This is a genomic window from Bacillus sp. AFS002410 (genome assembly GCF_002556365.1).
Lineage (GTDB): Bacteria > Bacillota > Bacilli > Bacillales > Bacillaceae_G > Gottfriedia.
The window spans coordinates 86695-101435 of sequence record NZ_NUEU01000008.1 but is presented as its reverse complement, the minus strand read 5'-3'; the positions used below and the strand labels follow the sequence as shown (position 1 = coordinate 101435).

General features: G+C 33.7%; 16 protein-coding genes. 10 read left to right on the top strand and 6 right to left on the bottom strand.

The features are described from left to right. Positions 1-8 precede the first annotated feature (8 nt). The gene (locus CN692_RS07705; protein ID WP_098118583.1) at positions 9-1268 is read right to left on the bottom strand and encodes a hypothetical protein; all 1260 of its coding nucleotides are present in this window, start codon (positions 1266-1268) and stop codon (positions 9-11) included. Between the two features lie 228 nt (positions 1269-1496). Here CN692_RS07705 and CN692_RS07700 point away from each other — a divergent pair, with 228 nt between their 5' ends. The 8 genes from CN692_RS07700 (at position 1497) to CN692_RS27140 (ending at position 10010) form a co-directional block, all read left to right on the top strand. Beyond that, complete coding sequence (locus CN692_RS07700) at positions 1497-2219, top strand: amino acid ABC transporter ATP-binding protein (protein ID WP_098118587.1); 723 nt, start codon at positions 1497-1499, stop codon at positions 2217-2219. A 27-nt stretch (positions 2220-2246) separates the two neighbouring features. Continuing rightward, positions 2247-3035, top strand: a complete 789-nt coding sequence (locus CN692_RS07695; protein WP_098118582.1) for an ABC transporter substrate-binding protein — start codon at positions 2247-2249, stop codon at positions 3033-3035. Between the two features lie 60 nt (positions 3036-3095). After that, positions 3096-3797 carry an amino acid ABC transporter permease gene (locus CN692_RS07690; RefSeq protein ID WP_257143988.1) on the top strand — a complete coding sequence of 234 codons (702 nt, stop codon included), beginning with the start codon at positions 3096-3098 and terminating at the stop codon, positions 3795-3797. Between the two features lie 254 nt (positions 3798-4051). Next, positions 4052-4789, top strand: coding sequence for an IclR family transcriptional regulator (locus CN692_RS07685; RefSeq protein ID WP_098118580.1), 738 nt, complete (start codon positions 4052-4054; stop codon positions 4787-4789). A gap of 159 nt (positions 4790-4948) precedes the next feature. Continuing rightward, on the top strand, positions 4949-5338 hold the full coding sequence (gene mutT, locus CN692_RS07680) for an 8-oxo-dGTP diphosphatase MutT (protein ID WP_098118579.1): 390 nt from the start codon (positions 4949-4951) through the stop codon (positions 5336-5338). A gap of 207 nt (positions 5339-5545) precedes the next feature. After that, the gene (mreC, locus tag CN692_RS07675) at positions 5546-6283 is read left to right on the top strand and encodes a rod shape-determining protein MreC (protein WP_098118578.1); all 738 of its coding nucleotides are present in this window, start codon (positions 5546-5548) and stop codon (positions 6281-6283) included. A 155-nt stretch (positions 6284-6438) separates the two neighbouring features. Then, complete coding sequence (locus CN692_RS07670; protein WP_098118577.1) at positions 6439-9405, top strand: immunoglobulin-like domain-containing protein; 2967 nt, start codon at positions 6439-6441, stop codon at positions 9403-9405. A gap of 347 nt (positions 9406-9752) precedes the next feature. Beyond that, positions 9753-10010, top strand: a complete 258-nt coding sequence (locus tag CN692_RS27140) for a tyrosine-type recombinase/integrase (RefSeq protein ID WP_373605025.1) — start codon at positions 9753-9755, stop codon at positions 10008-10010. A gap of 76 nt (positions 10011-10086) precedes the next feature. On the opposite strand, the gene CN692_RS07660 is transcribed toward CN692_RS27140, so the two are convergent. The 5 genes from CN692_RS07660 to CN692_RS07645 form a co-directional block, all read right to left on the bottom strand. Then, positions 10087-10587 carry a restriction endonuclease gene (locus tag CN692_RS07660; protein WP_257143986.1) on the bottom strand — a complete coding sequence of 167 codons (501 nt, stop codon included), beginning with the start codon at positions 10585-10587 and terminating at the stop codon, positions 10087-10089. Between the two features lie 716 nt (positions 10588-11303). Continuing rightward, positions 11304-11447, bottom strand: a complete 144-nt coding sequence (locus CN692_RS26080; RefSeq protein ID WP_179874393.1) for a hypothetical protein — start codon at positions 11445-11447, stop codon at positions 11304-11306. Positions 11448-11864: 417 nt separating this feature from the next. After that, entirely contained in the window at positions 11865-12800 is a 936-nt protein-coding gene (locus tag CN692_RS07655; protein ID WP_098118576.1) for a hypothetical protein, read from the bottom strand. 104 nt (positions 12801-12904) lie between these two features. Further along, entirely contained in the window at positions 12905-13195 is a 291-nt protein-coding gene (locus CN692_RS07650; protein WP_098118575.1) for a spike base protein, RCAP_Rcc01079 family, read from the bottom strand. After that, positions 13179-13439, bottom strand: a complete 261-nt coding sequence (locus CN692_RS07645; protein ID WP_098118574.1) for a hypothetical protein — start codon at positions 13437-13439, stop codon at positions 13179-13181. Before CN692_RS07645 ends, CN692_RS07650 begins: the two co-directional genes overlap by 17 nt. 183 nt (positions 13440-13622) lie before the next feature. Here CN692_RS07645 and CN692_RS07640 point away from each other — a divergent pair, with 183 nt between their 5' ends. Beyond that, a complete protein-coding gene (locus CN692_RS07640; protein ID WP_098118573.1) occupies positions 13623-13931 on the top strand; it encodes a hypothetical protein in 309 nt (102 codons plus the stop codon). A gap of 36 nt (positions 13932-13967) precedes the next feature. Continuing rightward, on the top strand, positions 13968-14705 hold the full coding sequence (locus tag CN692_RS07635) for a MurR/RpiR family transcriptional regulator (RefSeq protein WP_098118572.1): 738 nt from the start codon (positions 13968-13970) through the stop codon (positions 14703-14705). The last annotated feature ends 36 nt before the right edge of the window (positions 14706-14741 follow it).

Sequence of the window (14741 nt, the reverse complement as noted above, 5' to 3'; positions counted from 1 at the left end):
TCTTACGTCTATGTAAGTGTTCCTCCACCAACCCAAATCGCTGCAATTTGCCCCATAGCAGTCAATGTTGCAATACCATGACCAATCGCTGTTGCAAATAATGAAGCAACTGAACCAGCAAGCGAAATTCCAGAGAATCCAGATCCATCTAATCCAGTAATTGCTCCAACCGTAGTTAAAGTCACACCTGCAACCCCAGGATTTACCGGCACTGCGTGAGCTAAAGCAAAGCCTAAATCATTCACAATTCCATTTGATCCTTTTGGTAGGTAGTCCCCAATAATTGCCGTAAATCCACTATCCCCTAGATAGAAGAAAGCAGCAATTGGAATAACTGGACCAAATACTTTAAATCCAAACTTGAAGCCATGAATTAAATAATTGGTTACTTCTTCAAATCCTTTATTCTTATGTCCGAACATGGATAGTATTGAAAGAATTATTAGTGATGTACCGCCGATTAGGGCAGTTGCATCTCCACCTTGTAAATTGAAGTGAACCATTGCCCAAATATCGACTGCAAATAAAATGAAAACAAGAGCGGCCATCCATTTTTGCTGAGTGGATGATAGGAGATAATCCTCTGCTTTAGTTTCTTCCTCAGGTAGTTCAACTGTTAAAAGTCCTCTTTTCATATCTCGTTTTAGGAAGTAAAAAGCAACTACAGTAGTCACGACCCCCATTACGATCACAAGTGGAATACTTGCATGTATAACATCCGAAACCGGTATGCCAGCTGCGTCAGCTGTGAGTTTCGGAGCACCTTGAATGACGTAATCACTTGAAAGAGCGATCCCATGACCGAATAAATTCATAGCCATCGCAACACCTAAGGCTGGCAACCCAACTCTTAAAGCAACTGGAAGTAAAACCGCACCAATTAATGCTACTGCAGGAGATGGCCAGAAAAACCAAGATACGACCATCATAACAATCCCGATAGTCCAATAAGATAGAGTGGCGTTTCTCATCACCTTTGTGAAAGGACTAATGAGTGCCTGATGCACCCCACTATCAGTTAATGCTTTACTCATCGAAACGATAATCGAGATTACTAAAATCGTGGAAAGTAATTGAGTGATGGCGTATATGAAACTTGAAAATAAGATACTCACTGAACTAGTAAGTGACTCAGTTGCTACTAGCCCAAGTAGGAAAATTCCAACTAGGCAGACGAGGCTGGTGTCACGTCTAAGAATTAAAAATAGAATAATTAAACCTATAAATGCTACATAAAGCCAATGTATGGCTGTTAAATCAACATGCATGATAATAGCCCCCTTTCGTTACAGATATTGGTTAACAATATATGCATTCGCCTAGTTTAGGGTGATTGGAGAGATTTGTAACAATTACTTATGAAAATTATTAAATTAGCGAAATAAAATTACTTAATGAAGGAATAATCAGAATTGTGTATAATATTAATACAATAGAAAAGGTTTCCGCATTGTGGAAAAATCATTTTTATAACTCGATGGGAGGGTTGAATGAACATGTTTAAGATCGAAAGTGTAAGTAAATCATTTGGGCCATTACAAGTTTTAAAAGGAATTAATTTAACGATTAAAGAAAAAGAAGTGGTTGTTTTATTAGGAGCAAGTGGATCAGGAAAGAGCACCCTTTTGAGATGTTTAAACTTCTTAGAGATTAATGATACGGGAGAAATTTACTTTGATGGAGATTTGGTTCAACCCGGCAAAACTGATTTGAATAAAATTCGGTCGGAGGTTGGAATGGTATTTCAGCACTTCAATCTCTTTCCTCATAAGTCTGTTTTAGAAAATATAATTGAAGCACCTATTCATGTTAAAGGAATGAAAAAGAGTGAAGCAAAAGAGATTGCTTATGTTTTGTTGGAGAAGGTTGGACTGACAGATAAAGCTGATCAATATCCAGATATGTTATCAGGAGGACAAAAACAAAGGGTTGCTATTGCACGTGCACTTGCAATGAACCCGAGGGTGATGCTGTTTGATGAGCCTACTTCAGCTTTAGATCCCGAACTAGTAGGAGAGGTTCTTCAAGTTATGAAACAGTTAGCAAGTGAAGGGATGACAATGGTTGTAGTAACTCATGAAATGGGTTTTGCTCGCGGTGTGGCGGATCGAGTTTTATTCATGGAGGAAGGTCTAATCTTAGAAGAGGGTTCACCTAAACAGTTTTTTGAAAATCCACAAAATGAAAGAACAAAACAATTTCTAAATAGTATTTTATAATTTTAAAACATTATGGAGGGATATGTGATGAAAAAGAAATGGTACGGAGTTTTATTATCTTCAATGATAGCAGGGACAATGTTTCTAAGTGCATGTGGGACAGAAAAAACTGGGAATCAAGCGAGTTCAAAAGAATTTCATTATGCTATGAGCGGGCTATATAAACCATTTAACTTTAAAGAAGATGGCAAGCTTGCTGGATTTGATGTTGAAATTGGTAAAGCACTTTCAGATAAAATGGGAATGAAGGCTGTACCAGTAACAAACCCATGGGAAACAATTGTACAAGGATTACTGTCCAATAAGTATGATGCGATTTTGGGGAGTATGACGATCACTGATGAACGATTAAAAGTGGTTGATTTCAGTAATCCATATTATATTTCAGGTTCTCAGATTTTTGTCGCAGATAAGAATCAGAAAATCAAATCTGCTGAGGATTTAAAAGGGAAGAAAATTGGTGTTGTAAAAGCAAGCCCATATAAAGATTTAGCTATTAAGTATACTGGAAAAGAAAATGTAGTTGATTATGATAGTGATCTTACAGCTATAATGGATCTTCCAACTGGTAGACTAGATGCTGTTATTACGGATCAAATGGTTGGCTTTAGAGTAATTAAAGAAGGTAAGGCTAAGATTAAAGATGTAGGAACTCCCCTCACTCACGATAATCAAGCAATTGCTGTGAGGAAAGATGATAAAGAACTTGAGAAGAAAATTAATAAGGCTTTAGATGAAATAATTAAAGATGGAACTTACGAAAAAATTAGTGAAAAGTGGTTTGGTCGCAATATTCTTGAAGAAAAAAAACAATAGAATACTAGAGTAAAATAAGAGCCCAAGATTTTTTAGGACAAGATGAGAGGTGAGGTTCACATGCATATATTTTTAAATACATTTCATTTATTTTTAGTAGCAACTTTATTAACATTAAAATTAACAATAGTATCTACTATTTTGGGAAGTGGAATAGGACTAATTTTTGCATTTTTCAGACTCTCCCGTATTAAAGTGCTTAATTATATTGCTAATCTGTATATCACGGTCATTCGTGGGACACCGCTTATTGTTCAAATCGCAATATTATACTTCGGACTTTCTAGTATTATTACATTATCGCAGTTTTGGGCTGGTGCAATAGCGTTAGGTGTTCATAGTGGAGCATATATTGCTGAAATCTTTCGTGGTTCAATTCAATCAATTGACAGAGGACAAATGGAAGCTGCGCGTTCTCTTGGGATGTCTCAACCTTTGGCAATGAGAAGGATTGTCCTACCTCAAGCATTTAAAATTGCGATTCCTACTCTTGGTAATCAGTTTATAATTGGATTAAAAGATTCTTCACTTGTAGCATATGTAGGGATGCAAGATTTATGGGGAGCTGGGCTAAGTGAGGCAGCTTCTAACTTTGAACAGATGAATACATATATTGTGGTAGGTTTATATTATCTTGCGCTTGTGCTAATTATTACGTTTGGAGTTAAAAAGCTTGAAGATTCTTTTGATGTGAGTCGTGATAAAAAACGAAAAATAAGAAAAAATAAGTCTAATGCATCATTAGGGTCAATAAAGTTGTAAATTAATTAAAAATCCTTGGAAAAACCTACTATAAACTTGTAAGATATAAGTAAAAAATTACTCTCACAATTATTCATTTGCAAGTTCGAAATGGAAACAAGAAGAGCTGAGATCTTCAAGTCAACGCATCTTTTAATAAACGTAACGTTTACTTTCAGTACGTAAATCAGGGCATCCACTTAAAGAGGAATATTCCCAGACTTTTTGAACAGACTCCCCAAGATAAGAAGTGAAGAGTCATAGGAGTTATGATCATGGTCCAATCAATTGACCGAGCTATGCTTATTATCGATATCCTAAATTCGGATGAATCCAAAAGTAATTGGCAAATCACCGAATTAGCGGAAAAAACATCTCTATCTCTTGGTACGCTTCACCGATTACTAAACGCTTTAATCAAACACGGACTTGTTATACAAATACCTGAAACCAAACATTACAAGCTGGGTTATAAATGGATGGAGCTTGGCCTCCGTCAACTGGATCAAATAGATTTCAGATTAGTTGCAAGACCAGTAATGGAGCGTTTAGCGAATTACGTAGAGGAAAGCATCTATTTAAATATCGAGAGTGGTATAGATGGAATTGTTATTGATAAAATTGACAGTCCATTAAAAATTAGAATTGCTGAAAATCTAGGTATCCGAATTCCACTACATATTGGAGCTCCCAATAAAACCATTCTTGCTTATATGAAAGAGTATGAAATTCAACAAGTACTAGATCAGCTAAATCTTTCACCTAATTCAATGTCAATTTTAAAACAGCAACTGGTTGAAATCAGACAAAATGGCTATGCAATAAGTCAGAGTGAAAAAACAGAGGATACAGCGGCTATTGCGGCTCCAATTACTGGATATAACAACAAAATTCTTGCTGCTTTAAGCGTGAATGTACCAGGATTTCGTTTTACTCAGGAACGTATTCCGTTTTTGATAGAAGAAGTAATAAAAGCTGCGGAAGAGATTTCAAAGAAAATAGGGAAAATATAGGTGGTTTTTCCTTATAGACGCATTCCACTAACATGGGATGCGTCTATTTTTTTGAAAGACTTTCCTATTATATATTGCTAGACCTAATGATGAATGTAAGTTGAAAACAATATATAATCAAATTGAGATAAATATAGAATATAAAGGATATGAAATAAATTGAAAAAACAAGTTAAAGTAGTAGGAGCTGTAATAAGAAACAATCAAAACCAAATACTTTGTGCCTTACGCTCACCAGAAATGAGCCAACCAAATAGTTGGGAATTTCCAGGTGGAAAAATTGAGGATGGGGAGAAACCAGAGGAAGCTTTAGTACGAGAAATACAAGAAGAATTAGGTTGTGAAATTTTAGTTTCTGAATTGATTGAAGATGTAATCCATGAGTATCCAAATATAATGGTAAATTTAATTACATATGAAGCGAAAATAAAATGGGGTATTCCTGTAGCTAATGAGCATGCAAAAATAGAATGGAAAGAGATTTCTGAATTAAAAGAACTTGAGTGGGCGCAAGCGGATCTTCCGACAGTTGAAAAACTTCTACTATAGACTAAATTCCGTGCCGCTTTTATAGATCAATGATGATAAAATAAGTGACTTATATTTCCTTTGATTTTTTATTTTAGTTAATTCAGAGTATAATACGTAATATTAATCACAATATTGTCATATTAACTCTATTTTTTGGAATATTTTTCATGTTATTCTAAAATGTAGGGAAATGAGTTCATAATTAAAATCAAAGGATAAACTATAATGAAAAAATATATATTTCTGGCTTTAATTGTTATTTTAATTGGAAGTGGCTATTTATTTACGAAAAGTAGTACATTTAAAAAACACACTAGTAATATTAGTGATTTGCTTGCATTAGAAAAAGAGAATGATTACTTAAATGCAAAAATGGGAAATGAAACAGCTTTAAATGCGAAAAATATTGAACTGGGCGTAGAAAATAAAGAGTTAAAAAGTCTTAAAGAAAGACTGAATAAAGAGAATCTAAAATACAATACTGCAGTTGCAGTCGTTACACAGAGAGATAATGAAAGCTGGAATAGCTTTATTTATATTAATAAGGGTTCTGACGATGGCGTAAAAATAAATACAAATGTAATTACCTCTCAAGGGCTAGTAGGCAAAGTAATCGAAGTGTCTAAAAATAGTTCGAAAGTGGATTTATTAAGTGCGGCAAATTATACATCTTATATATCAGTTCAACCAAAAGGCAATGATAAATTACAAGGTCTAATCAAAGGCGCAGATGAGAAAACTGGGTATTTAAAAATGACTCTTTTCAATGTAAATGATAAATTAAAAAATGGAAAAATCATTGTTACCTCTGGACTTGGTGGGATTTATTTACCAGATATTGAAATAGGTAAAGTAAAAGATGTTAAAATCGATAATTTAGGTCTAAATCAAACTGCATATATTGAGCCTTTATACAATTTAAACAATATCGAGTACGTTATTTTATTGTTAAGTAAGAAATAAAAATGAGAGAACAATTTTATGGTTGTTCTCTTTTTTGAACGCTTGGACATGTAAGTAATAAAGTCTAAGCAATTCCCATCAAAAATATTTTTTAAAAAAATAGTTGGATAATCTATGCTAAAATGAACTGAATAGATTAAAAAGGTGGAATTTTCTTGAAGAATAAGCTTTTTCCAACAAGATGGACATTACAAAGTATATTAATCTCCTCAATCTTGTTAATAAATACTTTAGTAATACCAACTTCATTTGCTGAAAGCTTAAAACCAATTAAACAAGTAGTCTCTAAAACTGTTACGCCTCAAGCAACGATAACTAGTAGCTTCAATCAAGGCGGAGGGTATCAAATAGGAAAGTATGAGTTAACTGCTATACAGCCGACGACGACAAATTGGACTAGGCAAACACGCTTTTTGTTGGGGGACGATCCAGAAGTTAAATGGCGTTCAAATGTAGGTAACTCGATGGAAATTAGTATTGGAAACTCTTCGCCAGTTATAGGTGCAGATGGGACCATTTATGTGAGAAGCGACGGTTTTCTTAAAGCTATTGATGAGAATGGTAAAGAAAAATGGGCTCTCCCGGTAGGGGCAGAAGGTGGCTCATCGCCAGTAATAGCAGCTGACGGTACGCTTTACATAGGAACAAATAGAGCATACAATTTTCAAAACAATGGGGTTTATGGAGTAAATCCTGACGGTACACTCAAATTTTTTTATGAAACAGGGTATGGAATTATAACTTCTCCATCAATTGGTAGCGATGGTACAATTTATGTATTAGATAAGTTTGGTACCTTATATGCAATTTATCCGAATGGGATGAAAAAATGGACATTTGAAACTCGTTTTTCACCAAGTTACTCCACGGCTCCTGTAATTGGAAAGGATGGGACAATCTATATTGTAGTTGCAGGGTCAATATTTACGATTAATCCAAATGGAGAGATGATTGGGAGAATTGCTATTTACTATGGTGATGCAGTCTTATCAACCCCAACCATTGGTGAAGACGGTACAATTTATTTACTTGGTTCTGGTGGTTTATTCGCTATAAGCCCAGACGGAAGTAGAAAATGGTCGAGATCGTTAGAGAATAATACACCAAACCCAGGGGCTCCAGTCATTGCAACAGATGGGATCATTTATGTGTATGATCAGGAAAAGTTATATGCTTTTCTATCGGATGGTTCAATGAAATGGTCAATTCCAGTAAAAGTAAACTCCCTTCCAATTTTAGGAATTGACGGAACGATTTATCTTACATCGAATATCCCATCTAGTTTACCTAATAGTGAGCATACTGCCATTGAAGCTTACAGCAGTAATGGAAAATCTTTATGGTTAACTTCAATTGGCGATTCTGTGGATTTTAATATTCCTTTGGCGATTAAGAACGAAACAATTTATGCATTTGCATCAGATGGCTATCTTTATTCGTTTGGTACAAGTGATGTTATCCCTCCAGATCTGCCGATTGTCAATGACGTAACAGATCAATCCCTTGCAGTGACTGGAAAAGCTGAAGCTGGTTGTACTATAACAGTGAAATCAGGGGAAACAATTGTTGCTACTGGTGTTGTAAGTCAGGATGAATCATATAGTATTCCAATCAGTCGAATAAAAGCTGGTACGCAATTATCAATTGTTGCTACAGATGCAGCAGGAAATAGTAGTGAAGAAGCTACAACTATTGTAATAGATGTTACTTCACCTGCATTGCCGACAGTGAATGAAGTAACAGACCAAACAACGAATATCAGTGGTAAAGCAGAACCATATTCCACGATTAATGTGAAGTCTGGACTAACCTTACTAGGTAAAACTACTGTAAACGATAATGGTAGTTTTATAGTATCAATAGAAAAGCAAAAAGCTGGAACAAAATTAATGATTACCTCCACGGACCAATCTGGAAACGCGAGTGAGGCGAATGAGATCGTTGTAAAGGATACTACTAAACCAATCATAATTGGAGTTAACGATACACAAATTAATATTGGTGAGGTTTTTGATGGATTAAAAGGTGTAACCGCTGAAGACAGTTTTGATGGAAATTTAACTGATTATATACGTGTCTTTGGGACAATCGATAATTCAAGACCAAATACTTCAACTTTAACATATATTGTGTCAGACAAATCAGGAAATAAAACATCACTATCTAGAAAAATAACAGTCATTGATAATATTAAGCCAAAAATTTTAGGTGCTTTAACTAAAACTATTGCGATTGATTCTATCTTTGATGAATATGACGGGGTATATGCATATGACAATGTAGATGAAGAACTTTCTGAAAACATTAAAGTAAGTGGTTCAGTTGATACGAAGAAAAAAGGAGAATATATTTTAACATACACTGTTTCTGATATAGCTGGAAATGTGGCCACTGTAACAAGAAAAATAAGTGTCATAGATAATGTAAAACCAGTTTTTACTGGTACAACTAATGAGACTATTACTATTGGAAATAAATTCAATACAAGAGCTGGAGTAGCTGCGACAGATAATGTAGATAGTGATTTAACAAAAAATATTGAAGTAACTGGTTTCGTAAATACAAATGTAACAGGAACATACACATTAACCTATACAGTTTCAGATACTTCGGGGAATGTAGTAACTGTAACAAGAAAGATTACTGTTATTGATAACATCAGACCGGTTATTTCTGGTGCAACAAATAAAAATGCAAATATGAATTCAACATTCAATCCATTGACAGGTGTTACCGCAAAAGATAACATTGATGGTGATTTGTCCAAACAAATTAAAGTGAATGGATCAGTTAATACGAAGAAAAAAGGTTTATACACTTTAACGTACACTGTGAGTGATAAAGCAGGAAACAAAACAGTCGTAGTACGTAAAATTACAGTGAAAGATCTAACAAAACCGGTTATTTATGGAGCAATTAATAAAACGATTAAGCTGAATTCAAGTTTTAATGTAAGAAGTGGTGTGACTGCAAAAGACAATATTGATGGAGACTTGACAAAATCAATTAAAATATCGGGTAGCGTAAACACGGAGAAAAAAGGGACATATATCATTACATACACAGTTAAAGACCGTACAGGTAATACAAAGATTGTATATCGTAAAGTCATTGTTAAATAATAAATAAAGCCATATGGGACACCCCAGAATAAGGGGTGTCTTTTTTTAAAAATAGCCAAATTTTACTTGGAAAAATAGTATCCAGTGTAAAAAAAGGTAAGTTTGATAATAAGTTAATCAGTTTGAATATAAATTTCTTTTTTTAAGAAATAGACAAATTTTTATTTGTCACTTTATAGTCATCAAACCAAGTATAAAATTCATAAGGAATGTTGATAAACCCACCAACACCTTTTGTCTCTAATTTATATCTAGTTCTTACTTTTTCTCTAATTCAGTAATTTCACTTTCTAGCTGATTACGCTGTGCTTCAAGCTCATCCTTCCATTGATTTAGAGACTTATAAAATGCTAGTTAGCTTGAAAACGGATAATAATGCCGTGTTTATGAGCCAAAAAGACAATCGCACGGATCAATCAACTGTCTGGAGTATGATTACGAAGTATGCAAAAGTATCTGGCATCACCGAGAAAATTAGTCCTCTCTGGTTTAGGCACGCTCATGCGTCACATAGCCTTGAAGCAGGAGCACCAATTCATTTAGTAAAATACTTTAGGTCATTCAAACGTAAGCACCACTGGGCGTTATTTACACGCAAGACCTAACGAAAGTTCAAGTAAATATATTAAACTTTAATGGGGGGGCTGTTACGGATGCCTCCATTATTTGTCTCTTAATATATTAACCACTATTACTCACTTCATCAGTTTTTTTAAATTTTAAAATTAAATTTGCCAATTCATTACGATCAATTAGCTTTACACCAGTCACTTCTGCCAATTTTACGGCTTGAGGTGTAAAAAAGTTGTTAGTTATTACCCAAGCTTCGTGAGCTTTATAGTAAGATTTAGCTGAATTAATTTCTTGGACAGCTTTAATTCCTACTTTATTTTTGTATCGTTTGGCTTGAACTACAACCCGTTCATATCCTTCTAACACTAAATCTGCACCAAAGTCACCAGAAGAAGGCGTTCTAAGCGCAGGAATACCGTTATTATTAAATAGCAATTCTAAATAATGTTCGAATTCGTAACCGTTCATTCGGTCAATTTCATAAATTCCCGCCTGACTTAATCTTTTTTCTAAAGCTTTTAACTCTGATTTTATTTTTATGTCCTTATAAATAAGCGAAAAAAAACTTACCGCCACAATAAGAAAAGAAACTACAACTACAGCGAGCACTGCTTTTCCTCCTTCATAATTATCAATTCATTTATTTATATCATTCTTAATTATATAACACTATAAAAAAGTCCCATTGCTAGAACTAGCTTAAGCAAATACATTAAATTATAAAAGGACTAGGATAATCTCTTAGTACTTAACTTCATAATTTAGATATTTATACGGATTACACAAATCCTTTTAGAGAGAAAGTCTTTGAAAATGGTTTTGAAGAATTATTTTCACCATTTACTACAAACGTTTTTATCCGATTGCAGCATTAAATCCTGCATATGAAGTAATTGAGAAAAATAGTAATCACAATACAAACTATGAGCCTATTCCGTCAGATACTAAGGAAGCAATTCTAACGAGATTAGATGTTGATTCTTTAAAATTAATTATTAAACTTACATTAGATTCATTGGAATTAGCTTTAGAATTTATTAATAACAATGAATTACAAAAAATTATTTCTTGAATGGATTATATGCTATATTTAACAGGTTTCTTCGCCTACCAAAATAATGTGCAATTAGACAGCCAAAAGGCTCAGAAACTTATTGAATGGGTAGAAACTGTTAATTTTACAAATCAATCTAGTAGCAGCAGAAGAGAAATATTAATTGAATCTACATTTCGACCTATTAACTCATAGCTCTAAAATAGAGTGAACGGGTGCATTAATTTAATAAGACAAAAGAAAAAGCCTACCATATTGGATAGGCTCATTTTTATACTTCGATTACTTTTTCAGATGCACTTAATGGTTTAGCTGCATCGTCACCTTCCAAAGCTGACTCAAAACCATCTCGGTTATAGTTATCTATTAATCGCTTATGCCTTTTCAATATTTGCGTAGCTCTGAAATTAGACATAGACACGCCAATTTCAAGTCATCTTCACTTTTGCACAGGTAAATGCCCTTTGTTTCACCTTTGCTTGATGTTCCAACAGAAAATCCATGATCTAAAACTAATGATTCAAGAACTGCACTAACATTTCGTCTATCATTTTGTGAAATGACTTGCGTTTTCACTTCCAGATGGAAGAGCAAGTAAAATTCGTTTATGCAATTCTAGTAGTTCTCTCATATATTTAATTCCCTCACTTCTTTCTCCCAGTAAGCCTTGTTGTACTCTTTAACCTTGTCTATATTACATACACACAATTATCCTTACTCTCATTCTATCAAAAATAAAGAAAAGAATGTATTTAACACTTATTTCAAGAAAAACTCACTAAAAGAGGTCTATAATAGTAAAATTAGAGGCCGTAAAGCCTCCTTATAAATTCTATCCGTGCCAAGCACCAGTTCTCTTAAATAAAGTCACATAAGGATAATTATCTTTTGCTCCCGTATATGGTACAGATTCAGTATAAACACCTACCGAATCACCATGATCAACTAATTTTGTTATTTTTTCGGCCCCTTCATCTTTATTCCAGTCCTCTAAAAATAGCTTTTTCCAATTATCTTTTATGGGTGCATGCACAGAAAGATAAGAGGCTTGTTCCATCTGACTTCCCTCTTTACCATTGTTTTTCTTCTTAAATTCCACTATGACATTCCAAATCTCTTCAGCAGTTAGATTGTCATAAAAATTCTCAGACCAGTTAATACCCCTTGCATAAACATAATCAGGACCAGGCATATACTCATCAAATATATATGTCCTAAGCGTCTTCTTTAAATGCTCCATCTCTTCTTGAGAAACTTTCTGAGAATCAACATTTTGTTGTTTCTGCTGATAAATAAATTCAATAAATTGCCCCTTTTGCACTGTTTCATCAGTTAAATATTTATCATAAGCGTTACTTTCGACAGTTATACCGTCAAAATTACTACCATTTTTTTTCAATAATAAGGCGTGTTTCTTGCCTTCTTTATTTGTTATCGTTACAACAGTATATCCTTTGGAATCTTTCTTTTCAGCAATCACATAAGAAAATTTGTAAATGTTATTTACTACTAATTGTCCGTTGTTAAAATACCATGTACTACTTACTCTATCCTCTTTTCCCGTCGCTTTCCAAACACCTCTAATATTATCACTCGCCGTCAATACTTCTGGAGTTTTTGCACTTTCAGATTGTGTTGGCGTTTCTGCTTTTTCTATTTTTTGTCCCGAACTTTTTGAAGAACTTTTGATTAATTCCTCAGTTGTTTTACCACAACTAGAAAGAACTATCCCCAAAAAAATTATTAAACTACCTACCCATATTTTCATTGACCTCATTGAACTCCTTTAGATTCATTTTTCATTGATTACCTCTACTATGTCCTACTTTTCCTTTTCTCACAAAAAAAACGTTTCCGGAGGTCATTTAGTCATTAATATAATGCAATAACGCCCATTGCGGTTGTACCCGTACTCCAAACACGCTTTACCGAGAATTGATAAATTGTGTCAGCCACTAAGCCAGTAAATGTTGCTTGTGTTCCACTAGCCATTGTTACTTTTATATTTCCATTCCCACCAACCATAATTGCTTTAGAATCACGGTGAATTGGGTGGACTAAATCATTAGAATCATTAGGCGTAGTCACGTGGATTGCTGTGGCGGAGAGGGGGGGATTTTTTGTTGTTGTCGGTTCTAATCCGGATTTAAATTTGATTTTCATGATAGTCAAATCTCCTTACCCTTACATCTTGACGGATTTCGAGGATAATACTCTCATGATTTGTATGATAAACCAATTCATCACCTTTAGATTTTAACAGTTCTATCGTTGCCAACTCGTCCGATACAGGTGCTATTACAGCTACATCCTCTATAATTTCTTGCTGATCTTTAATATAGGTCGATAAGACTTTAAGTTTAACAAATTGATTTGGATACAATTTTTTTACATCTGTCCATTTCATGTCATTATTCACATCCTTTTATTATTATAACATCGTTCAATATCGCTATAGCTATAACAATATTTAAGTTTTATTGGAAATATGTCAAAAAGAGACAGCAAGAAAATATACTGCTATATGATAGAATTAAGGATAACAACTATAAATACTTAATTTATAGGACGATAAAAAGGTGGATATAGTATGGCGACAAAAATGAATATACAAGCTTGGGAAGAGGCTAAAAAACTATGTCGTTTGAATGCAACTGATATACAAATGGCCAAGGAGTTGGGGATGACACCAAAGAGCTTAATCAAAAATATTCCTACGCCTAATCAGCAATGGAAAGCACCTGTAAAAGTATGGATTCGTGATCTATATGTGAAGAAGTTCGATAAGGTCCTAACAATTTATCCTGCTCACTCTAAAGAATTAAAAAGAGAACCCAAAAATCAAGAAAAACTGATGGATTCTGAATGTTGGATTGATGAGGAGGACATACCATTTTAGTGGATTCTAGTACATAAATAAGTAGGTGCTTGATGAATGTTACAATTCAAAGAAAGGATTCAAAAATACGAATATAAGCTAAGTGATACTGATGATCAAATTGTTGAATTTATTCTTAATAACAAAGAAAAAGTAATTGGCAATTCTATACAATATTTAGCTGCTCAGCTATTTACTGTTCCGAATACGATTACGAGATTATCAAAAAAATTAGGTTTTGATGGATTTTCTCAAATGAAGAATAGTTTAAAAGAGGAAATTGTTAATGTTTATACAGAAGAGGATAGTCTAACATTTAACATTCATAAAACAATTGGGTTAATTGATCAAAATAAGATAGCTCTTACAACAAAATTAATTCACGAAGCACGTAGGGCACTTTTCTTTGGCGTAGGAGATACTGCACCATTTTGTGAAATGATGGTAAAAAATCTTAAAGTAGTTAGTAAACAAGCTGAGTATTATTTTCACCGTCATGATGTAGTATATGAACTTTCTAAACTTGAATCTAGCGAAAATAATGTACTGTTTTTAATTTCACTTTCTGGAGAAACCGCACATGTACTGAATGTTGCGGATTTAGCAAAACAAAAGGGAATTAAATTAATCTCACTTACACATTTTAGTAAAAATTCATTACAACAAATAGCCGAAGTAAATTTGTATTGTTATTCTCCTAATAAAAGATTAAATGATTACAATATTACTGATAAAACTCCTTTGTTATTAGTCCTAAGAGCGTTATCTGAGTTTTATTGGAAGGCATCGAAGTGATGTGTATAAATACACATGAAAAATAAAAAGTTGATA